Genomic DNA, 21815 nt, shown 5'->3' on the forward strand with positions numbered 1-21815 from the left:
TTCCTAAATATAAACCATTCTGGCGTGGAGCTGGTTCAGTTAATGCTGGTTTTTAGCAGACTTTTTAGGCTAAATTATTTAGCATTTTAATATATGCATAAAACTATACATTTCGCCAGAACATTTACTTACTTTGAGCTGCAAATGTAGAACCCGGACCGGGATTTAACATACTCACGAGCACCCTACATGGAAATAAAGTTACCGCCATACTTCAAATACACCGTTATCCTGCTGGGCCTTACCTTACTTATACTTGGGCTTAGAACCTTCAAACCCATCCTGATGCCGCTGGCCTTCGGGCTGCTTTTTGCACTGCTGCTCCTGCCCCTCACCCGCGACCTGGAATCGAAGCTGCGCTTTCCGCGCCCGCTGGCCATCCTGAGCGGCATAACGCTGGTGGTGGTGGTACTGGGGCTCGTGGCCTGGTTTGTCTCGATGCAACTGGTGAGCCTGACCTCGGAGCTGGACACCATCGGGCAGAACGTTGAGGGCCTGATCACCCGCGGGCAGGACTTTATGTATAACCGCTTCGGGATTGCGGCACCGAACAAATCCGAGATCATCCAGAACGCCATCGGCAACATACAGGACCTCTCCGCCACCTTCCTGAGCAGCACCATATCCATGACCACCGGCGCTATTACTGTGCTCACGCTGGTGCCTATTTTTGTGTTCTGCCTGCTCTACTACCGCGACCACCTGGAGCAGTTCCTCTTCAAGTTCGTCACCAAAGACAGGCGCGGCGGAGTGATCCATACCATGACCGACATCCAGCACGTTGTGCACAGCTATATTTCCGGGCTGATGATTGTGATTGTGGTGGTGGCGCTGCTCAACACTGCGGGGCTGCTTATACTGGGGGTAAAGTATGCCATCTTCTTCGGCATATTCGCCTCTATACTTACTATTATCCCTTACATCGGCATCCTGATCGGTGCCTCCCTGCCGGCCCTGTTCACGCTGGCTACCACCGGCAACCTGCTGGATGCGGTACTAGTGGTGCTGGTGTTTATGTTTGTGCAGTTCCTGGAAGGCAACTTTATCACGCCCTTTGTGGTGGGGTCCAAGGTAAGTATAAACCCCTTTGCCGCCATCGTGGCCCTGCTGATCGGGGGGGAGATCTGGGGGGCGGCCGGCATGGTGCTCTCCATCCCTGTTATTGCCATGATGAAGGTGATCTTCGATGTGTACCCTCCCCTGCAGCCTTTCGGGTATCTGCTGGCCGATATAGAGGATCTGCACCCGAAGAAAAAGGGAGGCATCAGCACCTGGCTGTCGGAGCTGGTGAACGGCCTGGGCCGAGGCAAAAAGGATATCGACAGGTAAGCCTGCTAACTGTATTTGCAGCCTAAAAGCGAAAGGAGCGATTTGAAACGGTTTACTAAAAATATTGGTTTAGAAGAAGGAGCTGCAGGCAATGCCGCAGGCTCTGAGAGTGAGCAACTAAACCAGAGCAACTTGTACGCAATAGTAGACATCGAAACAACCGGTGGGCAGCCGCACCAGGACAAGATCACCGAGATTGCCATTTTTATACATGACGGGGAGAAGATAGTCGACAAATACCACACGCTCATTAACCCGGAGCGCCCCATCCCTTATTTCATAACGCAGCTTACCGGCATTAAAGACGACATGGTACTGGAAGCCCCCAAGTTTTACGAGGTGGCCAAGGAGATAGTCGAGTTTACCGAGGGCAAGGTATTCGTGGCCCACAACGTGCGCTTCGACTATTCTTTTATGAAGAAGGAGTTTGCTGACCTGGGCTTTACCTTTCAACGGAAGACACTCTGCACCGTGCGCCTGAGCCGCTCACTTATACCTGGGCTTCCATCTTACAGCCTTGGCAAGCTCTGCAACAGCATTGATATCCCGCTAAGCCAGCGCCACCGAGCCATTGGTGATGCGGAAGCAACTGCTTTGCTCTTCGACAAGCTTATTAAGATAAACAGGCCTGTGGTTGACGGTAACATGAATATGGCCGCTGACAACACCACACAGGTGCTTAAAAAAGAGATCAAAACATCGCTGCTACCACCTGCTATTAGCAAAGAGCAGGTAGACGCCTTACCTATGGTGCCAGGGGTATACTACTTCCATAACGAGGAGGGCGAGGTAATTTATGTTGGCAAAAGCATCAATATAAAGAAACGCATTATACAGCACTTTAACATAGACTATAAAAGCCGCAAGTCTTTAGACTTCAAAAACAACATCACCGACATTACCTATGAGCTGATGGGGAATGAACTGGTAGCTTTGCTTTTTGAATCTGCAGAGATTAAGCGCATGAAACCGCAGTATAACAGGCAGCAGCGGCGAAGTGTGTTTAACACAGGCATTTTTGTGTATGAAGATAACAACGGTTACAAACGCCTCAGTTATGACACAATCAACAAAGCAGATAATGAAAGCTTAACGCCCATTATTGCACTTTCAAATCATTTTAAGGCAAAAGGCTTTCTGTTTCACAAAGTAGCCAAGTATAACCTCTGCCAGAAGCTCTGCGACCTCTATAAAACCAACGGAGCTTGCTTTGATTACCAGGTACACCAATGCAATGGTGCCTGCATCGGGAAAGAAAGCCCGGAGGAGTATAACCTGCGGGTAGAAGAGGCCATAGAGTCATTTACCTACGAACACAACAGCTTTGTTATCATCGGTAAAGGAAGAGAGCCAGGTGAAAAGTCAGTGGTGGTGGTGGAGCATGGCACTTACCTTGGCTTTGGCTTTGTAGATGATACTTTTTCGGCACACAACTTAGAAGATTTCAAAGGAGCCATTCAGCGCTACAATGACAACAAGGATATTCAGCAGATTATCCGAAACCACATGCGCGGCAAGCATAAAGATAAAGTGATCGTGTTTGAATAACAGAAAGGCCCGGCAGTTAAGACTTACCGGGCCTTTCTGTTTTTATACTTCTTTCAGGCACTGAGACGGGTTAACTTTAGCAGCTCTGAAAGCCTGTGAAGCCACTGTTAGCCAGGCAATGAAAAGAGAAAGTATACCAGCTCCCAAAAAGTACCACACCTCCAAATCAATTCTGTAAGCAAAGTTATTTAGCCAATACTTTAAGAGCATATAGCTTACTGGTAAGGCTACTACTATGGCTACAAGTACAAGCTTTGTAAAATCGCTGGAGAGCAAGTACACGATACTTACCTCGCTTGCCCCCATCACTTTCCTGATCCCGATCTCTTTCACTCTTCTCTCGGCAGTAAACGTTGCAAGTCCGAAAAGGCCAAGGCAGGAAATAAGTATGGCGAGTCCGGCAAAATACCTGGATAGGGTTGCGACACGCTGTTCTGCTGCATATAACTCCTGGTAGTCCTCATTCAGAAACTTGTAATCTAGAACATAACCTGGATTGAAAGAGGCATATAAACTCTGGAGCTTTTCTATTGTTGCGCGCTCTTTCCCAGCTTCTATTTTCACCATCACTTTCATAGCTGTCTTAGGGTCCAGGCGGAAGAACATGGGCTTTACCTTCTGGTGCAGCGATTGAAAATGAAAGTCTTTTACCACCCCCACGATTTTCTTATTCTCACCCCACAGATTAACCACTTTTCCAACGGGTTCTTCAAGGCCCATAACAGCTATGGCAGCTTCGTTAAAAATGATTTTGGATGTGTCGGAGGCAAAGCTTCTCGAAAAAGCGCGCCCTTCTTTTACACCTATACCCAATGTCTCAATCATGTCATAGTTCACGGCCAGCATCTGAAAGGCTGTCTGCTCCGCGGTGTTTTTTCCCTCCCAATTTAAACCTACTGTAGAACCGTAATCGCTGATGATACTACCGCCGCTCGAGGCATTACTAACACCAGGCAGCTTCTTCACCTCTGTCAGAAAAGTTTCAAGTTTTTCCTGCACCTTGCCCTCAGCGTTAAAGTATAACACATGGTCTTTGCTGTACCCCAGGTTCTTTGCCTGAACATACTCAATCTGCTTATAAACAACGAGCACAGACACAATCAAGATAATGGATAGCGTGAACTGAAAAACAACCAGACCTCTTCTGGCCCATAATTCGCCACCTAACTTATTAATTGTACCCCGCAGCACCACTGCCGGCTTAAACCTTGACAGGTACAAAGCTGGATAACTACCTGCCATAAGTCCTGCCAAAACGGTAATGCCCAGTGCCCCAAGTATAAAATGTGCGTGGTAGCTCAGGTTTAACTCTTTGCCAGTAATCTCGCTGAAAGGAACTAGTGCAAGCTCAACAAACATTAACGCGATGATAAGAGAGATGAATGCCACCAAAAGCGACTCTCCCAGGTACTGAAGTATAAGGGAGCCCCGGCTAGCGCCAATAGCTTTTTTAATACCAATTTCTTTAACTCTTCTTGAAGCCTTTGCGGTAGAAAGGTTCATGAAGTTAATACAGGCAATAGCTAATATGAAAATAGCGATCAGTGAGAACAGCTTTACATACTCAATCCTGCCTCCTGCTTGTACACCATTTTCATAGTTGCCATAGAGGTACTTGTTTGAGTATGGCCTTACAAAAAGCGTAACATTTGAGTTGGGTTGTTTACTTTTTAGAAAGGATTCTATCTTATGATTAAATGATACTGCATCAGTACCTTCTTGTAGCACCAGGTATGTTTTAGCATTATGATTGTCCCAGTGAAGGCCATCGCCGAGCATATCTTTAAACTCTTCGAAAGAAAGCAGAAAATCATACTGCTCTGAGGAGTTAGAGGGCATGGCTTCAAAAACGCCTGTAATAACAACTGGCTTAGTGAAGTGCAGGATCTGCCAATTTATTGTTCTGCCAACAACACCTTGTGTTGTATTAAAAAGCCTAAGAGCAAGTGCCTCGGATATTACAATTGCGTTCTTGCTTTGGAGCACCTGATCTTTACTTCCCTGGCTTAGCTTATAAGAAAAAGCATTAAAATAATCGCTGCCAACAAACTGCCCAGCGGCAGACATGTGTTGCTCATTTGCTGAGACAATAAACTTGTCAGGAATATCAGATGAGCTGACACTATAGGCAACCTCCGGCATTTCATCCTTCAGAGCTTCTGCCAATTGACCCGGTCCCGCCTCCCAGGTTACGATACCTTCCGTATTATAATGGTTTGTCATCACCTGAAATAGCTGCTTATCCTGTTGATGAAACTTATCCATGTTAAGTTCATCGTAAACCCATATAAAAATGAGTAAAGCACAAGCTAAGCTGGTAGACAGGCCTAAAACATTAATAAAGAAGGTGCTTTTATAGCGCTTGAAGTTTCTATAGATAAGCAGAAGGCTGTGGCGGAACATAGTTTTATTTTGTAGTTGTGTAGCTTGGGCGCACTAAGTTTTCTTCTCTATTACAATAGCTATACCATATTTAAAATATTCGTTCAAGGCACGTGTGAGGGAGGTTTTTATACTTGGTGTTCGATTACAGACACCATTTTGTGCGATACTGTACAGCAAAATATCTGCGCAGGATGAAAGACTACTTCTTCACAATAATTCTAATCAATATTCTACTCATACTTTCATACATCTTCTAACAATATAGAGGCAGCAACGTTAGATTAGCGGTGATTGATTTCTTAAATTATAAACTATATAGTAAATTTACTTGAGAATTCTGCGAGTAGCAGGAGGACTAATCAACCTATATTTCCTTTAAAAACCTTAAAAAATATTACTGTGAGCGAAACAACAAAAAGATTCAGAGCCGGTGTGCTTTTCGGCGACGAGGTTACTGAACTCTTCAAGTATGCGAACGAAAATAACTTCGCCCTTCCTGCCGTAAACGTTATTGGCACTGATTCTGTAAACGCAGTGCTGGAAACGGCGCGCGAGGTAAACTCACCGGTGATCATTCAGTTCTCGCACGGCGGAGCGCAGTTCTTTGCCGGCAAAGGCCTGGCAAACGACCAGCAGAAAGCCGCCATCGCCGGCGCTGTATCAGGCGCACAGCACGTGCACCTGATGGCCGAGGCTTACGGGGTGCCAGTGGTACTGCACACCGACCACGCCGCCAAAAAGCTGCTTCCGTGGATCGACGGGCTGCTGGATGCCGGTGAGAAGTACTTTGAGCAGCACGGCAAACCGCTTTACTCCTCTCACATGCTCGACCTTTCGGAAGAGGAGATCAAAGAAAACATTGAGACCTGCGCCAGCTACCTGAAGCGCATGAACAAGCTTGGCATGACCGTGGAGATTGAGCTAGGGGTGACAGGCGGCGAAGAAGACGGCGTAGACAACTCCGGCGTGGACAGCTCCCGCCTGTATACGCAGCCGGAAGAAGTGGCCTATGCCTACGAAGAGCTGAACAAGATCAGTGACCGCTTCACCATCGCCGCTGCCTTCGGTAACGTGCACGGGGTGTACAAGCCGGGCAACGTGGAGCTTCGCCCGGATATCCTAAAGAACTCGCAGGACTATATCCAGAAGAAGTTCGGCACAGGCGCTAACCCGGTTAACTTCGTGTTCCACGGCGGCTCCGGCTCAGAAAAGCACCAGATCAAAGAAGCCATTGAGTACGGCGCTATCAAAATGAACATTGACACGGACATGCAGTGGGCGTTCTGGGATGGCGTGCGCAACTACTATGAGAGCAAGAAGGGCTATCTGCAAAGCCAGATTGGCAACCCGGATGGCGAAGACTCTCCGAACAAGAAGTACTACGACCCGCGCGTATGGCTGCGTGAAGGCGAGAAGAGCTTTATTGCGCGCCTGAAAGAGGCGTTCACCGACCTGAATGCGAACAACCGCAACTAAGGCTGGTTATACTTTACTTTGAAAAGGCGGGGCAAACAACCCCGCCTTTTTTATACCTGTACCTTGTGCTCCTGCAGCCACTGGTATATCTGCTCCGTGTCCTCCAGGCGGCAGAGTTCCGAGCCGGGGGTCATGGTGGCGGCTGTACCGGCGGCAACGCCATAGCGCACCACTTCTTCCAGGCTACAGCCTTTCATCAGGCTCAGCACCATTCCTGCCACCATACTGTCTCCGGCCCCCACGGCGCTTTGCTGCGGAACCGTAGGCGGCACTACATAGCTGATACCGCTCTCTTTTGAGGCTAGCATGGCACCGCGCGGCCCCAAAGAAACGACGAGCACCTGGCATTTTCCGGCCTGCAGCACCTGCCTGGCAATCTCCTCCTGCTCCATCGCGGATATCTTCTCCTTCCCGGCAAGCGCCGCAAGCTCCCCCAGGTTTGGTTTGAGTAAGTACACCCCCTCTCCTGCCGCCTTTAGCAGCGCCTCGCCGGAGGTATCCACCAGCAAGCGGAACCCTCTCTCGTTGGCAATAGCCGCCAGCTGAGAGTAAAAATCATCCGGCACGCCGGGCGTAAGGCTGCCACTGGCCACGACGTACTTCGGCAATTTGTGCGCTGGCATCTGCGCCAGCTTTGTGAGGCATTGCCGCCACTCCTCTTCGAAAGTAACAGGCCCGGGCATGCCAAAGCGGTACTGGTTCCCGGAGTTCTCCTCCATCACCATCAGGTTTTCGCGTGTCCAGTTCTTGGTGTGCACCGGCCAGTAATTTACCTGCTCCTCCTGCAGAAGCGTGCACAAACGCTCTCCAGACGGCCCGCCAACCAGCACCCAGGCACACGATGAGCCGCCCAGCTTTTTCAGGGCCCGCGACACGTTTATACCGCCGCCTCCCGGTTCGTACTGCGGCTCATCGCAACGCAGCTTTTTCTCCGGCAGCACCTGCGCTACGCAGGTGCTCTTATCTAAAGCAGGGTTGATGGTGATGGTGATTACATCGCTCATAAAGATCGTTCTGCTAAGTATGAAACATTACCGCGTGAGGTCAAACTCCCGCTGCTCGCCTGTCTGGAAAGTGTATACCTTGCCGCACACGCCGATGCGCATCTGTTCGGACCAGCCCCTGTCGAAGGTGATGCGCATTTTGTCCTGGGTTACTTCCAGTGCGATCCAATGGCTGCGGTAGCGAACCTCAAAGTTCAGGCAACCAATCTCCTCCGGCAGCACCGGGTTCAGCCAGAGCACATTGTCCCTGATTTCGAGCCCGGTAAAACCGCGCTGCACCAAATCCACGGTGCCTGCCATCGCGCCAAGGTGGATTCCCTCGGGGGTAGTGCCGCCCTGCACATCCTCCACATCGCTCATCAGCGCCACTTTAAAGTTGTTCCAGGCACGCTTCCGGTCAGAGCGCGCCAACACCCAGGAGTGAACAATTTTACTCAGCGTGGAGCCATGCGAGGTGCGTTGTTCATAGTATTCAATATTGGCAGGGATGCTTTCCGGGCTAAAGTCGTAGTTAAGGGTGCTGAATATCTGGAGCAGCTCTTCGGAAGAGAACAGGTAAAACAGCATGAGCACATCAGCCTGTTTGCTGGCCTGGTACTTGTTCACGTTGTCTCCCTCGCTTTCCAGGATGCGGTCCAGGCGCATTGACTCGCCATACTTTGCCTTGTACGTTTCCCACGGAAACTCCTGCAGCTGCTCATATCCCTCGAACTGGGCAATGATGTGCGTGTCGTTGATAAACGGAACATACATTTTCACCGAGATGTCGTGCCAGCGCTCTACATCCTGCTCGTTAATGCCTAGCTTCTGGAACAGCTCCTCCACGCGTGAGCCATCCAGAATATTCATCAGCTTCAGTGCCGCCTGAATGACCCAGACAGCCATCACATTGGTGTAGGCGTTGTTGTTCAGCCCCGGCTGGTCAGAGTCGGGGTATTCGGTGTGGTACTCATCGGGCCCCACTACGTTTCGGATCTCGTAGCGCCCGCGGTCCTTATTGTACACCGCAATAGTGGACCAGAACAGCGCTACATCGAAAATCAGCTCGCCCCCCACAAAGGTCAAGAAAGCCATGTCCTCGTTGGCCTGAAAGTACTGCCACACATTGTAGGCGATCGCGGCGCTGATATGGCGCTGCAGGTGTGTATTATCCGGCAGCCAACGCCCGGACTCCGGGTTAAGGTGAATGACCTGGCTTTCCTCACGGCCGTTGCTGCCGCTCTGCCACGGAAACATGGCCCCGCGGTAGCCGGCCTGCGAGGCGGCGTAGCGTGCCTCGGGCAAACGGCGGAACCGGTAGAAAAGCAGCTCCCGCGTCAGCTCTGGCAGGCGCAGGTTGAGAAAAGGGAAAATAAAAAGCTCATCCCAGAAAATGTGCCCACGGTAGGCTTCTCCGTGCAGGCCACGAGCCGGTACGCCTACGTCCATGCCCACGGTATTGGCCGACACCGTCTGCAGCAAGTGGAAAATGTGCAGCCGCAGGACGGACTGCGCCTGGATGTTGCAGGCCAGCACTAAATCGCACCGGTTCCAGAGGCGGCGCCAGGCATTCTCATGCTTTTCCAGGAGGTGCGAGAAGCTGCCCTGGCGGTCTATGTTCTTGCAGGCTTCCTGCAGGGGCTCTGTAATGGCCTGGTCGCGGGAAGTATGCACCTGCACGACTTTCTCTACGCGGATTGGCAACCCTTGCCGGCATGTGACCTGTATCCGCTGCGCCACGTAACCCGGTTCTTCCTTCAGGCTGCGCTGCACGGCATCGGGAGAAGAGGCCGTGTACACCCGCGTTCTGGCCGCTTGCGCCATCAACAGCCGCGACTGCACCGTTTCTACCTCCAGGTAAACAGTTTCTTCGTTATGCTGCCCTTGTGTGAGCGGGCGCAGGTGCTGACTGTTTAGGGCACGGTAGCGCGCCACTCCGCTGTTCTTCACCCGCCCATCCAGCGCAGACAAGACCTCTATCTCGCCAGACCAGTTAAGCGGCGTAAGCTCCCACTCAATAGCAGCCACATGTTTGTTGGCCATACTTACCAGCCGCCTGATATGAAGCGTGCTTTCCCTTTTTTTACTGTCCCGGAAGCGCACCTGCCTGCTCAGTACCCCCTGCTGCATGTCCAGCTCCTGCCGGTAACTGATTACCTCAACCTCCTCCATTTGAAACCAGCCCTCGCCCGGGTGCCGGAATGTAAGCGGCAGCCAGTTGGGCCAGTTCACCAGGTCTTCGTTCTCGATCAGCTTTCCTGCTACTTCTGTTTTGAGGCGGTTATACCCGCCCGCCAGGTAAGTGCCGGGGTAGTTCACGTCTTCATCGGCACTCGCCTCTTCAAAAGCACCGCGCGTGGCAAGGTAACCGTTGCCAAGGGTACAGAGCGCCTCCCGCAGGGCTTGCTGCTCCGGCTTCCATGTATCGTAAACTACTCTCCAGTCCGGCATACGCTTATTTTTTCAGGTGTTGTGTCAGCGACTCCAGAAAAGCCTGTACCTCCTCCACATCCTCCAGCCGGTAGGTGGCTGCCGTCTGCTCATCGTGCTCCCCTACCAGAATACCGATTCCCTGCCCCTGCAGCGCCGCGAAGGCATCCTCGTCCGTCAGGTCGTCGCCGATATAGAGCGGGATAATATTTGGCTTGTTCAGGTTGAGTTCCTCCAGCAGCCAGTGCACCGCCTTCCCTTTGTGCCAGTCGAGGCTCGGTTTCAGCTCCATCACCTTTTTGCCGGGGCCGGGCTTGAGTTCCGGATGCCGGGAAAGCACCTCCTGCACCGTCTGCAGCACCTTGGCCACCTGCTGCTCCGGCACGTTGCGGTAATGCACGGCAATAGCATAGCGCTTCCGCTCCACCAGCACTCCCTCCACGCTTTTCAGCCACTCATCCAGCTCCTGCTGTGCCGCATCCAGGGCTGGCACGGCGGCTTTGGCTCCACCGGGCTCTGTGTGCATGTTGTTTGGCCCCGAGATGTCGAACCCGTGGGAACCGGCATAGTATACGTTTTCTAGCTGCACCAGCTGCTCTACATTGGCGCGGTCGCGCCCGCTAACCACCGCCACGGGGCACGCAGCAGCCAGCCGTTGCAGCGTTTCGCGCATGGCATCGCTAAGTATGGCTTTGTTCGGGTCTTTTACAATAGGGCTTAGGCAGCCGTCGTAGTCCAGGAACACGGCCGGGGTTTTACCCTGCAGCAGCTCCTGCTCCTTGTGGCGTGCCGAGGGCAGTGATTTGCCTTCCTGTTTCTGTACTTTTGTGGCAGATGTGTTGGTCATAGTTGATGTATGGGTTGGGAAATACTGCAGCACCAGGTCGGCGCCGCGCTGTTTCAGTTCTTTTGCTTCGTTTGTGCGGTCTACGCCCACAACCAGGGCAAAGCCGCCTGCCTTGCCTGCCTCCACTCCGGCCAGGGCATCCTCAAAAACGGCTGCCTGCCGGGGCGGCACCTGCAGGCGCCTGGCAGCTTCCAGAAAAACATCGGGGGCAGGCTTTCCTTTTAGCCCCAGCTCCGCCGACACGATTCCGTCGACCCGTGTTTCGAAAAGGTGCTCCAAACCCGCAGCGGCAAGTATGGGCTGGCAGTTCCTGCTGGCCGATATGATGGCGGTATGCAGCCCCTGCTCTCGCGCCTCCTGCAGGAAAGCCACTGTATCCGCATACACGTCTACACCTCCTTCCCGCACCAGCTCCTGAAAGTACGTGTTTTTAAGGTTGCCCAGGCCTGCCACGGTATCGGTGCCGGGGGCATCTATCACTTTTCCTTCTGGTAAAGCGATACCGCGGGAACGCAGAAAATTCCGGACGCCGTCGTAACGCGGGATACCGTCTATGTAGCGGCGGTAATCGGTCTCCAGGCGTAGCGGCTCATATACGTTGCCCTCCAACTGTCCCCGCTTTTGCAGGTAATCATCGAACATGCGTTTCCAGGCCTGCGCATGCACCCTGGCCGTCTGGGTCACCACACCGTCGAGGTCGAAGATCAGGGCTCTTATTTCTTTTTGTTTGATTAGCCGGAAGAGGTCGTGCTGCGGCATACGGCAGGTTGCTTTATTTTTCTTGAGTCGCTCAGAAAATATTACTCTACTTCTCCCTCATAGGTTTTCCGTGGTGCGCTACTTTGCTCTTCTGCACCGCCAGAAACCAGTGCGCCCGCCGCGGCAGGCGGCCTAAAACAGACAGAGCCCCTTCGGAAAAAGGGGCTCTGTCTGTATATCTAAAGCAGGAAAAGCTTAGCTAAGGGTAGATTCGCTCTTGGCTTTTACCTCGCTGGAGAATCCTTTGATAACGATGTCGGCGCCTCTCATTTCAAACACCTCTTTCTTATAGCTGTGGTCTACACCAACCACTAAGCCAAAACCACCGGCCTTGGCACCTTCGATGCCAGCCTCAGAGTCTTCGAAAACGGCTGCTTCCTGTGGGGCAGCACCCAGGCGGCGGGCGGCCTCCAGGTAAACATCCGGAGCCGGCTTGTTATTCAGCTTCAGCTCTGCGGCCACCACTTTGTCTACGCGTGCCTCAAACAGTTTTTCCAGCCCTGCGCGGCGCAGGATGGTAAGGCAGTTTCGACTGGCAGAAACAATGGCCACCTTCATGCCTGCCTGCTTCTGCTCTTTAATCCACTGCACAGCCTTATCAAACACCACTACCCCGTCCTGCTTCAGCAGTTCGTGGAAGTACAGGTCTTTGCGCTCTCCCAGCCCAACGATGGTGTTTTTGTCTGCATCGTCATCCGGCTCTCCTTCGGGAAGAAAAACACCGCGTGACTCCATGAAGTTGCGCATGGCATCCAGGCGGGGCACATCATGCACATAGGTGCGGTAATCCTCCTTCAGATCGAATGGCTTATACTCATCGCCTCCCTCCTCTCTGCGTTGTCTTAGAAAAGAGTCGCAGAGTTTTTTCCAGGCCTCTGCATGCAGACCTGCTGTATTCGTCACAACACCATCCATATCCAGGATAAGGGCTTTGATGTTTCTTTCTTTTATAAGCTTATTCAGATCACTCATTACAGGATATTTTTATGTTAACGGATTTCAAACACTCGGGCCAGCCAGGTACGGGCCATTCGGCATTACTTGTTGGCTAGCGGCTTTGGTTGAACCATCTTAAAGCAGCTGCAAAACAGCTCGCTTATGGGCACAGTCTTTCTTTTTATACGCAACACGAGGCGCCGCCTATCGCCCTTACCTTTACAAAATGTTGCTATACAGGTTTTGTGCAGAATAGTTACCCCGACCCTACCGCATTGCCCAGCAGGCTGCCCCGGTTACCTTACCTGGTGCGCAGGAGCTTTTCCATAGTCCAAATATAGGCATATGCCAATGTAAAATCAGCATGTTGTGCTACATAAATAACGGCTAGGCTGCCCTTCGTTTACCAAGCAGGCAAAGCATTGCAGGGCCTTGCTGTGCCGCTCAGGCAGCAAAGCAGAGCAGCCGCAGCCGATCAAGCTTACGTGCGGCGCCTGTGGATAAGCCATTTATAGATTTCTGCCACCCACACCACCGAACTGGAAAGTACGATCAAGATCAGCAGATCCGGCAAAGGCAGCTCCTCGAAACGGAAGACGCCGCTCAGCAGAGGCGTGTAAATGACCCCGAGCTGCAAGACCAGGGATGCTAAAAACGCCAGGTTTACATATTTGTTGCTGAACAGGCCGATCTGAAAAACGGAGTACTCCAAGGACCGCATGTTAAAGGTATTGAATACCTGCGTCATGGCGACCACAATGAAGACGGCCGTACGGGCCAGCTGCTCTCCCTGCGGCAAGTAGTAGGCAAACACACTGAGAGCCAGCCCCAGCATCACGATACTCATCAGTAAAATATACGGCACTACGCTGCGGTCGAGGATATTGGCATCGCGCGGCACGGGCTTGTGCCGCATTATGTCACCATGCCCGCGCTCGGTGGCCAGCCCCAGCTCCATCACCCCGTCCGTGACCAGGTTCACCCACAGGATCTGCGTCGCGGTAAGCGGAAACGGCCACCCAATGGCAATCGCCACGATAAATACTGCCACAGCGGCAAAGTTGGTGGTGAGCAGGAAGAAGCTGGTCTGCCGCACATTCTGAAACACGATGCGCCCCTCGCGCACCGCCCGTACAATCGTGGCAAAGTTATCGTCAGAGAGCACGATCTGCGAGGCGTCTTTGGCGACATCGGTTCCGCGGATCCCCATAGCGATCCCTACGTCGGCACGCTTGAGGGCAGGCGCATCGTTTACACCGTCGCCGGTCATGGCAATCAGGTGCCCCTTGTTTTGGAGGTGCTCGGCAATGCGCAGCTTGGTATTTGGGCTCACGCGCGTAAATACGGACACACCGTTCACCATCCGCTCAAACTCCTGCTCACTCACATCCAGCTCATCCTCCTGTAGTGCCTGCGGCTCGTTTCCTTTCGGAGAACCGTCAAGGATACCTACCTCCCGGGCGATGGCGGCACCTGTTTTCTTGTGGTCGCCGGTCACCATCATCACACGTATGCCCGCCGACTTGCAATCCTGTATCGCCTCCAGCACCCCTTGGCGCGGAGGGTCTACAATGCCGGTAATCCCGACCCACACCAGATCGTGTACCGCGTCGGTGCCAACGGTATCGGTGCTGCTCTCCGCCTCGCGGTAGGCCAGCGCCAGCACCCGCATGGCTGCGTCTGCCCATTCGTCGTTCTTGGCCTGCACCCGCTCCCGCAGCTCCTGGGAAAGCTCCTGCGGCCCCTCTTTTGTGAGAATGCGATTGCTGAGCTTCAGCACTTTCTCGGGGGCGCCCACCACGTAAACCTCGCGCCGCCGGTCCTGCTCCACCAGCGTAGCCCTGTACTTCTGATCCGCGTTAAACGGCAGGTCATCCACCACCTGTACGTTGGGCAGCAGGTCCTTCTCCTTTGCCAGCGCCTTCTTCGACAGCACCAGCAGGGCCACCTCCGTTGGGTCGCCGGACACCTCTGGCTCCGCCCCTTCCTCCTTCGCTTTCACCTCGCCGAGGTTGGCGTTGTTGCACACGTTGGCGATGAGCAGGAGCTTACGCAGCACCGGGTTATCGGCAAGGGCTATACTTCTTTGGTCTTGCGTCAGGTCACCTTCCACTGCGTAACCCGTTCCGGACACCTCCAGCTCCGACCCGTCGCCCAAAAAGACGTTGCGCACCGTCAGGATGCTTTTGGTCAGGGTGCCGGTTTTGTCGGTAAGTATAACCGAGACGGAACCCAGCATTTCGGTAGCGGTAAACTCGCGGATAATGGCATTCTGGCTGGCCATGCGCTTTGCCCCGATGGCCAGCACAATGGAGATAACCGCCGGCAAACCCTCCGGAATGGAAGACACCAGCGTGGCCACCGTCACAAGCAGCACTTCTTCAAAAGCGTAGTCACGCACAAAATACCCCAGCACAAACACGATCACAGAGGTGATGACGGCGATCACTGCCATCTGCTTCCCCAGCCGCTCCGTCTTCTTCCGGAAGTTGGTGCTTGTCGTTTGGATCTCACCCAGTGATTTGGAAATTTTGCCAAGCTCGGTGTTGCCGCCTGTGGCTGCCACTACTGCCGTGGCCGTGCCGCGCGCCACGTGCGTACCCTTCCAGAGCATGTTGGTCTTGTCGCCGAGGTTGGTTTTTTCCTCCAGCGGCTCCGGCTTCTTTTCGATCGGGAGGGATTCGCCGGTGAGGGACGCCTCCACTGTCTGCAGGTTCTTGCCCCGCAGCAGCCGCGCATCGGCCGGAACGCTGTCTCCCTCCTCCAATTGAATGATGTCGCCGGGCACCAGTTCCTGTGCCTCCACCGTCTTGACCTGCCCGTTCCGGAGAACCTTGGCCTCCTGCTTCAGCATTTTCTTGAGCGCCTGTATGGCCCTTTCGGCCCGGTACTCCTGCAAAAAGCCAAGCACCGCGTTAAACAGGATCACGCCCAGGATCACATACACATCCACCATCTGATCGGCATACCAGGCTACCCCTGCTGCCAACACGAGCACAAGTATAAGAAAGTCCTTAAACTGCTTCAGGAAGAGCAGCACCGGGTTAATACCTTCTTTACCGGTCAGTTCGTTTGGACCGTACTCCTGCAGCCTCCGCTGCGCCTCCTCCTCCGTCAGCCCTTCCGGCTTTGTTCTAAGCTTTTCCAGCGCCTCCTCGGCGGCAATGCTGTGGTATGGAAACTTCTGTTCTATGGCCATAGATAGCGAGCTAGGTGTTCTGGGTGGTATGTGAGCAGTGTGGCTTACGGAATGCCTTCGGTACGCTCCTGCGGCGGCACATCAGGCCCCTGCTCAGGCCGCGTGGCGCGGTTTTCACCGCCTGTTATATAACCCGTTTGCTCGGGCGCTGAGCGCTTCTGCCCGGCCTCCTCCTCGTTACTTTTCTTTTTACCGGGGTGCTGTGGTTGTTCTTTCTTGTTGTTTTCCATGATAGGTAAGTTACGAATAGTCTCTGTTTGTTTTCTGCTTGCTGTTCCTGCTGCTCCTATTCCTTGTAGTATACTTGGCAAAAGCGCAGGGTATAAAACCCCACCGTGCCGTACGCCACATCCAGGTATAAAACAGGCTGGTTTTGTGGCAGCTTCGGAATCCGTTGCACCGCTGCCCGAATGGCATGGGCGGCACGTTGATACGTTATATTCAACTCATTACCTACGCAGGAAGCCCCGATAAGATATTGGGCGGTGGCAAAGTACAGCGAGCGGCCTGTAAAGCTGCCATAGTCTGATGTATTCGGCTTTACCTATACTTTAAGAGAGATTTCCTAAATTTGAATTCACAGCACAGAGGCTGCTGCTTATACTTATAAACCCGCGCGCCGCAACCTCAACAAGCAAATTAGAGTAGTTGAGGCCGGGCGCCAAGCTCATCAACAAGATAATATTATGCTGAAGAATTCATCGCCAACCCAAACGGAAGCCTGGAAAAAACTGGAGAAGCACTACCAGGAAGTGCAGCCGCAACACCTGCGCGACCTGTTTGCGCAAGACCCGCAGCGCTTCCAGAAGTTTACCTATAAGCTGAACGATACGCTATACGACCTCTCCAAAAACCGCATCACGGAAGAAACGCTGCGCCTGCTGACGCAGTTGGCCGAGCAGATGGATGTGCCCGCCGCCATCGAAAGCATGTTTTCGGGCGCGCGCATCAATGCGACAGAGAACCGGGCGGTACTGCACACGGCGCTGCGCAACTTCTCCGACAGCGACCTGAACGTGGATGGAGAAAACGCACTGCAGGAGGTGCGCGAGGTACAGCAGCAGATGAAGGAGTTCTGCAACAAACTGCACAGCGGCGCGTGGACCGGCTACACCGGCAAGCGCATCCAAAGCGTGGTGAACATCGGGATCGGCGGTTCGGACCTTGGCCCGAAGATGGTGGTGGAAGCCCTGAAGAAGTACCAGAAGCCTGACCTGGAAGTATACTTTATTTCCAACGTGGACGGCACGGACGCTGCCGAGGTACTGCGCAAACTGGACCCGGAGACCACGCTGTTTATCATCGCCTCCAAAACATTCACCACCAAAGAAACCATCACCAACGCCGAAACCGCGCGTGGCTGGTTCCTGCATAAGGCAGTGGACCGCGAGCACATTAAAAAGCACTTTGTGGCGCTCTCTACCAACATTGAGGCGGTAAAGAAATTCGGTATTGCCGAGGAAAACGCTTTCCGCTTCTGGGACTGGGTTGGTGGCCGTTTTTCGCTGTGGTCCGCTATTGGCCTCTCCGTTGCCTGCGCGCTGGGCTACGACAGGTTCGAAGAACTGTTGAAAGGTGCCGAGTCGATGGACAAGCACTTCCGCCAGGCACCGATGCAGGAGAACATTCCGGTGCTGATGGCCCTGCTGAGCATCTGGTACACGAATTTCTTTGGCTGCCAGACACACGCCATCCTGCCCTACGACCAATATCTGCGCCTGCTGCCTGAGTACCTGCAGCAGCTGCTGATGGAGAGCAACGGCAAAAGTACCGACCGCAACGGCCACCGCGTAAACTACCAGACACAACCGGTGGTGTGGGGAGCGGCGGGCACCAACAGCCAGCACTCCTTCTTTCAGCTCATCCACCAGGGCACGATTCTGATCCCCTGCGACTTTATTGCCCCGGCGGTAAGCCAGAACCAGATCGGCGACCACCACGCCCTGCTGCTGTCTAACTTCTTTGCCCAAACCGAGGCTCTCATGAAAGGCAAAACAGCTGATGAGGTGCGCCAGGAGCTGGAGCAAAAAGGCATGGCCGGTGACGAACTGGAGAGCCTGCTGCCGCATAAGGTGTTCGAAGGCAACAAACCAACCACTTCAATTATGATGCAGCAGCTAACGCCGTTTGAGCTGGGTAGCCTCGTGGCCATGTACGAGCACAAAACGTTTGTGCAGGGCGTGATCTGGAACATCTACAGCTTCGACCAATGGGGTGTAGAGCTTGGCAAACAGCTTGCGGGCACCATAGAGGGTGAGTTGCTGCAAGGCAAAACTTCCAACCACGACAGCTCTACCAGCGGTTTGATGGTGTTTTACCGTAACAACAAGTAAAAACAATCGGCGGGGCGTTTTACAGCTGTAGAACGCCCCCCTTAAGAAGATAGCTTATGAGGCGTGTGGTGCTGGTGTTGATGTGCAGCCTGGGCTTAAGCAGCTGTGCAGATGAAGACTTTTTTCAGCATGACGCACAGCTTCCCACAAGTGAGCTAACGGAGAGAGCCGCTGCCGGTCCGGACAGCGCCTGGGTAACAGCAGGGCGCCACTACGACCGCAGCGGCTTTCATCGTTTCTTCTGGGGTCACCACAACCGTAACCTCTGGGCGGAGCCGGTAAAGCTGCCGGTGTTCAAAAAAGACTCCCTCTACGGAGGGCTAAAGGTAGTGGAGAAAGGCGGCGGGTTTCAGACTACCAGCTTTGACCTGCAGGACAGCACCGGTCGCTTCTACGCCCTCCGCTCCCTGGATAAAGACCCCGTGGATGTTGTCAGCAAGTTCTGGCGATCAACCTTTGTGGCCAATGTGCTCCGCGACCAAACCTCGGCTGCCAACCCTTTCGGTGCCTTAGTCGTGCCGCCGCTCGCCGAGGCCGTTGGTGTATACCACTCCCACCCGCAGCTGTATTACATCCCAGCCAACGACACCTCCTTCGGAAAGCACGCCCCGGCCGTACAGGGCAAGGTTTTTATGCTTGAGGAGAAGTATGAAGAGCCTGCTGACCTTACGCCCGAGTTCAACGGCGTTACAGATTTCGAGGATTCTGACGATGCCATACGCCACCGCTTCAACTACAACACCTACCACATAAACCAGCGTGGCTTTGCCCGCGCGCGCCTGCTGGACCTGCTCCTCGGCGACTGGGACCGCCACAAAGGGCAGTGGGACTGGGCCGTGTCCAAAAAGGGAGCCGATACGTATTACACGCCGATCCCGAAAGACCGCGACCAGGTCTTTATCGAAATTCAAGACGGCTTCATCCCCTCCATCGCTACAAGCAAACTGCTCGCCCGCAAACTCCACAGCTTTGACGACGACTTCAGTGATGTGAAGGCCTACATGGTGAACGCCACCTTTGTAGACGAGCGCTTTCTGAACGAGCTTAGCCGGCAGGAATGGCAAAACATAGCCCGGCACATGCAGCAACAGCTCACCGATGACGTGATTGAGCAGGCCGTGCAACGGTTGCCGCCGCCAATTTACGCCCTGGCTGGAGAGGAAATAATCCATAACCTGAAAAGCCGCAGAAGCAAACTGCCTGAGGCCGCAGCGGAAATGTACCGCATCCTGGCAAAGGAAGTCACAGTGCCCGGCTCAGACCAGGAAGAGCAGTTTGTGGTAAAGCGGCTGGATAATGAGCGCGTGGAGGTAACGGTGCTGCGGCCATCCACGGAAACAAGTCCGGGCAAACAACTCTACCGCCGCACTTTTTACCGCCGCGAAACAGAGCAGATCATCCTTCGCGGGCTGGCCGGCGAGGACCAGTTTACTGTATCTGGAGACGTAGCCAAAAGTATACCCGTAACGATTTACGGTGGCTTGGGAGAGGATAAAGTTGTAGACAGCTCCTCCGTCAGCGGCTGGAAGAAGTATACGCAAGTATACGACACGGAGCGTGGCAACGAGTTTACGTTCGGTTCGGAGGCAAGAGACAGGACAACCGATGACGTACGCGTGCACGCCTACGACAGGGAGGGAAACTGACCAGGCGGCCCATCGCAAAACTACCTGCCCTTGGAGCGCTTTACAAGGTATGAGTAGAGCACCTTATCAAAGGGCTCGCTGATATCCACAGGCACGAAATCGATCTTGTACTGGCCACACTTGAGGGCGAGCTCTTTCTTGTAGTTTTCTACGGCAGTGCGGTAATGCGCACGCACCTGCGAAGGCTGCAGTTTCAGCTCCTGCCCCGTCTCCATGTCCACAAAAACGTACGGGCGTTCGGCAAAGGCAAACTCCTCCTCTGTTTGGCGGTCCATCACATGAAAGAGCAGTACCTCGTGGTTCTGGTGCTTCAGGTGCTGCAGCGCGGCAAACACCTCTTCCAGGTCATCCGCCTGGCTTAGCATATCGCTGAAGATAACAACGAGCGAGCGCTTTGGAATCTGCTGCGCAATCTGGTGCACCACTTCTGCCACGCGGGTGTCTTTGGCGGTTGGCTGCTGGCCCAGTTGCTGTTGCAGCAGCAGCAGCAGCGTGTGCAGGTGCGAGGCTGTGGACCGCACCGGAGTCTGCTGCTCCACGCGGTCCGAGAAGGTAACCAGGCCCACCGCATCGCGCTGCCTGCGCAGCAGCGTTGCCAGGGCGGCGGCAGAGAGGCAGGAAAAAGCCAGTTTGCCGTTGCTTTCCACCGGGTAGTACATAGACGGCGACACATCCAGAAGAATATGGCAGCGCAGGTTGGTCTCCTCCTCGTAGCGCTTCACAAAAAGCTTGTCTGTGCGGGCAAACACCTTCCAGTCGATGTGGCGGGTGCTCTCGCCGCTGTTGTAGAGGCGGTGCTCGGAAAACTCTACCGAGAAGCCGTGGTACGGAGACTGGTGCAAGCCCGTGATAAAGCCCTCCACCAACTGCCTGGCCAGAAACTCCATGTTCTCAAACTTCTGTACATCGGCAAGGGTAAGGGGCTTTTTCATTTCCTACAGCTTAGCGTTGGCGTCTGCTCCTGAAACGGCCGCGGGCGCATCTTGTTGTGCGGGCTCCTCTGTTACCTCTTCCAGGCGCACGGCTACGGTTCCGTCGCGCACCATCGCCAGTTCCTGGGCGGCGGCCTTCGAGAGATCTATCACATGGTGGCGGCTGCGCGCCATGCGGTCATTGATCTTGACAACCACTGACTTGCCGTTCTTTAAGTTCGTCACCAGCACCCTGGTATGGAAAGGAAGTGTGGCGTGGGCTGCCGTCAGCTGGGTCTTATCGTATCGCTCGCCGCTGGCGGTGCGGTGGCCGTGCATACGGTCGGCGTAAAAGGATGCCTTGCCGTTTGCAGCGTAGTTGGCCGGGCCGTTAAAGAGCGAAAGGATTAGAATCAATACTATTGAACATATATTCATAGTATTATATAGTTGGTCCGGCAACAAATATAAGTGTAAAGTTTTTATCTAAATTTTAAATTCGAAAATTTTTATATATCAGATGTATATGTTACTTTTAGGTTCACAAGGTTGAATTTAACGTCTAATAACGGTGGAAGAGAACAACGAAAAAGCAGAAATTTATTCCCAACGAGTGAGAGCCGGGAAGAGAACGTATTTCTTTGATGTGAAGTCAACTCGTTCTAACGACTTCTACGTGACCATCACGGAGAGTAAGCGTAAGTTCAAGGAAGACAGCTTCTCATACGAGAAACACAAAATTTTCCTGTACAAAGAGGACTTCGTGAAATTTATGGAAGCGCTACAGGAAACAATCGATCACGTTAAATCAGAACTCTTGACAGAAGAGGCACTTGCCGCACTGGAAGCCCCGGTTAGCGAAAAAGAAGGCTCTTTTGACGAAGAACTTAAGTGGGAATAACCCTCTCCCGCTTTTCCTATAGATATTACCTGAAGCCCATAGCCCCGCTGTGGGCTTTGTGCATTTAGCACCTGCCAACACACCTTGCCTGCCCCGTGCCACTATTTCGTGCGGCCGGGCGCGCGAAGCTGC

Annotated in this window: 16 protein-coding genes; 6 read left to right on the top strand and 10 right to left on the bottom strand. The window is 53.5% G+C overall.

Annotation, left to right across the window (positions count from 1 at the left end):
- The first annotated feature begins 189 nt into the window (after window positions 1-189).
- A complete protein-coding gene (locus CA264_RS07455) occupies window positions 190-1329 on the top strand; it encodes an AI-2E family transporter (RefSeq protein ID WP_025605965.1) in 1140 nt (379 codons plus the stop codon).
- Between the two features lie 132 nt (window positions 1330-1461).
- The gene (locus tag CA264_RS07460) at window positions 1462-2877 is read left to right on the top strand and encodes an exonuclease domain-containing protein (RefSeq protein ID WP_025605967.1); all 1416 of its coding nucleotides are present in this window, start codon (window positions 1462-1464) and stop codon (window positions 2875-2877) included.
- A gap of 42 nt (window positions 2878-2919) precedes the next feature.
- On the opposite strand, the gene CA264_RS07465 is transcribed toward CA264_RS07460, so the two are convergent.
- Window positions 2920-5280: an ABC transporter permease gene (locus CA264_RS07465; protein WP_025605969.1), complete on the bottom strand. Its 2361-nt coding sequence runs from the start codon at window positions 5278-5280 to the stop codon at window positions 2920-2922.
- Window positions 5281-5661: 381 nt separating this feature from the next.
- Here CA264_RS07465 and fbaA point away from each other — a divergent pair, with 381 nt between their 5' ends.
- Complete coding sequence (gene fbaA, locus CA264_RS07470; RefSeq protein WP_025605971.1) at window positions 5662-6738, top strand: class II fructose-bisphosphate aldolase; 1077 nt, start codon at window positions 5662-5664, stop codon at window positions 6736-6738.
- Window positions 6739-6788: 50 nt separating this feature from the next.
- On the opposite strand, the gene CA264_RS07475 is transcribed toward fbaA, so the two are convergent.
- The 7 genes from CA264_RS07475 to CA264_RS21815 all read right to left on the bottom strand — a co-directional run bounded on the left by CA264_RS07475 (window position 6789) and on the right by CA264_RS21815 (window position 16337).
- On the bottom strand, window positions 6789-7742 hold the full coding sequence (locus CA264_RS07475; RefSeq protein WP_025605972.1) for a 1-phosphofructokinase family hexose kinase: 954 nt from the start codon (window positions 7740-7742) through the stop codon (window positions 6789-6791).
- Window positions 7743-7769: 27 nt separating this feature from the next.
- Window positions 7770-10172, bottom strand: coding sequence for a glycoside hydrolase family 65 protein (locus CA264_RS07480; RefSeq protein WP_025605974.1), 2403 nt, complete (start codon window positions 10170-10172; stop codon window positions 7770-7772).
- A gap of 4 nt (window positions 10173-10176) precedes the next feature.
- Window positions 10177-11757 (bottom strand): trehalose-phosphatase, encoded by a 1581-nt coding sequence (gene otsB, locus CA264_RS22185; RefSeq protein WP_025605976.1) that lies wholly within the window; start codon window positions 11755-11757, stop codon window positions 10177-10179.
- Between the two features lie 195 nt (window positions 11758-11952).
- Window positions 11953-12729, bottom strand: coding sequence for a beta-phosphoglucomutase family hydrolase (locus tag CA264_RS07490; protein WP_025605978.1), 777 nt, complete (start codon window positions 12727-12729; stop codon window positions 11953-11955).
- 445 nt (window positions 12730-13174) lie between these two features.
- On the bottom strand, window positions 13175-15892 hold the full coding sequence (locus CA264_RS07495; protein WP_025605980.1) for a cation-translocating P-type ATPase: 2718 nt from the start codon (window positions 15890-15892) through the stop codon (window positions 13175-13177).
- A 44-nt stretch (window positions 15893-15936) separates the two neighbouring features.
- Complete coding sequence (locus CA264_RS07500; RefSeq protein WP_025605981.1) at window positions 15937-16122, bottom strand: hypothetical protein; 186 nt, start codon at window positions 16120-16122, stop codon at window positions 15937-15939.
- A gap of 56 nt (window positions 16123-16178) precedes the next feature.
- Window positions 16179-16337: a hypothetical protein gene (locus tag CA264_RS21815; RefSeq protein WP_157593660.1), complete on the bottom strand. Its 159-nt coding sequence runs from the start codon at window positions 16335-16337 to the stop codon at window positions 16179-16181.
- Between the two features lie 241 nt (window positions 16338-16578).
- On the opposite strand from CA264_RS21815, the gene pgi reads away from it, so the two are divergent.
- Together pgi and CA264_RS07510 are read left to right on the top strand one after the other, a co-directional pair.
- The gene (gene pgi / locus CA264_RS07505; RefSeq protein WP_025605983.1) at window positions 16579-18225 is read left to right on the top strand and encodes a glucose-6-phosphate isomerase; all 1647 of its coding nucleotides are present in this window, start codon (window positions 16579-16581) and stop codon (window positions 18223-18225) included.
- A gap of 56 nt (window positions 18226-18281) precedes the next feature.
- Window positions 18282-19871, top strand: a complete 1590-nt coding sequence (locus CA264_RS07510; RefSeq protein WP_025605985.1) for a hypothetical protein — start codon at window positions 18282-18284, stop codon at window positions 19869-19871.
- 20 nt (window positions 19872-19891) lie between these two features.
- Here CA264_RS07510 and CA264_RS07515 read toward each other — a convergent pair whose 3' ends face one another.
- Window positions 19892-20803 (bottom strand): DUF58 domain-containing protein, encoded by a 912-nt coding sequence (locus CA264_RS07515; protein ID WP_025605986.1) that lies wholly within the window; start codon window positions 20801-20803, stop codon window positions 19892-19894.
- A 3-nt stretch (window positions 20804-20806) separates the two neighbouring features.
- Window positions 20807-21220: a septal ring lytic transglycosylase RlpA family protein gene (locus tag CA264_RS07520; RefSeq protein ID WP_036775757.1), complete on the bottom strand. Its 414-nt coding sequence runs from the start codon at window positions 21218-21220 to the stop codon at window positions 20807-20809.
- Window positions 21221-21353: 133 nt separating this feature from the next.
- On the opposite strand from CA264_RS07520, the gene CA264_RS07525 reads away from it, so the two are divergent.
- Entirely contained in the window at window positions 21354-21683 is a 330-nt protein-coding gene (locus CA264_RS07525; protein ID WP_025605990.1) for a DUF3276 family protein, read from the top strand.
- Window positions 21684-21815: the final 132 nt, after the last annotated feature.

It is taken from the genome of Pontibacter actiniarum, assembly GCF_003585765.1.
Taxonomy (GTDB): Bacteria; Bacteroidota; Bacteroidia; order Cytophagales; family Hymenobacteraceae; genus Pontibacter; species Pontibacter actiniarum.

Bases quoted from the DNA above. Each gene is read 5' to 3' on its own strand.
- CA264_RS07495 (WP_025605980.1), bottom strand. From the start codon at position 15,892: ATGGCCATAGAACAGAAGTTTCCATACCACAGCATTGCCGCCGAGGAG.
- CA264_RS07480 (WP_025605974.1), bottom strand. From the start codon at position 10,172: ATGCCGGACTGGAGAGTAGTTTACGATACATGGAAGCCGGAGCAGCAA.
- CA264_RS07500 (WP_025605981.1), bottom strand. From the start codon at position 16,122: ATGGAAAACAACAAGAAAGAACAACCACAGCACCCCGGTAAAAAGAAA.
- CA264_RS07475 (WP_025605972.1), bottom strand. From the start codon at position 7,742: ATGAGCGATGTAATCACCATCACCATCAACCCTGCTTTAGATAAGAGC.
- CA264_RS07520 (WP_036775757.1), bottom strand. From the start codon at position 21,220: ATGAATATATGTTCAATAGTATTGATTCTAATCCTTTCGCTCTTTAAC.
- pgi (WP_025605983.1), top strand. From the start codon at position 16,579: ATGCTGAAGAATTCATCGCCAACCCAAACGGAAGCCTGGAAAAAACTG.
- CA264_RS07465 (WP_025605969.1), bottom strand. From the start codon at position 5,280: ATGTTCCGCCACAGCCTTCTGCTTATCTATAGAAACTTCAAGCGCTAT.
- otsB (WP_025605976.1), bottom strand. From the start codon at position 11,757: ATGCCGCAGCACGACCTCTTCCGGCTAATCAAACAAAAAGAAATAAGA.
- CA264_RS07490 (WP_025605978.1), bottom strand. From the start codon at position 12,729: ATGAGTGATCTGAATAAGCTTATAAAAGAAAGAAACATCAAAGCCCTT.
- CA264_RS07455 (WP_025605965.1), top strand. From the start codon at position 190: ATGGAAATAAAGTTACCGCCATACTTCAAATACACCGTTATCCTGCTG.
- CA264_RS07515 (WP_025605986.1), bottom strand. From the start codon at position 20,803: ATGAAAAAGCCCCTTACCCTTGCCGATGTACAGAAGTTTGAGAACATG.
- CA264_RS07510 (WP_025605985.1), top strand. From the start codon at position 18,282: ATGAGGCGTGTGGTGCTGGTGTTGATGTGCAGCCTGGGCTTAAGCAGC.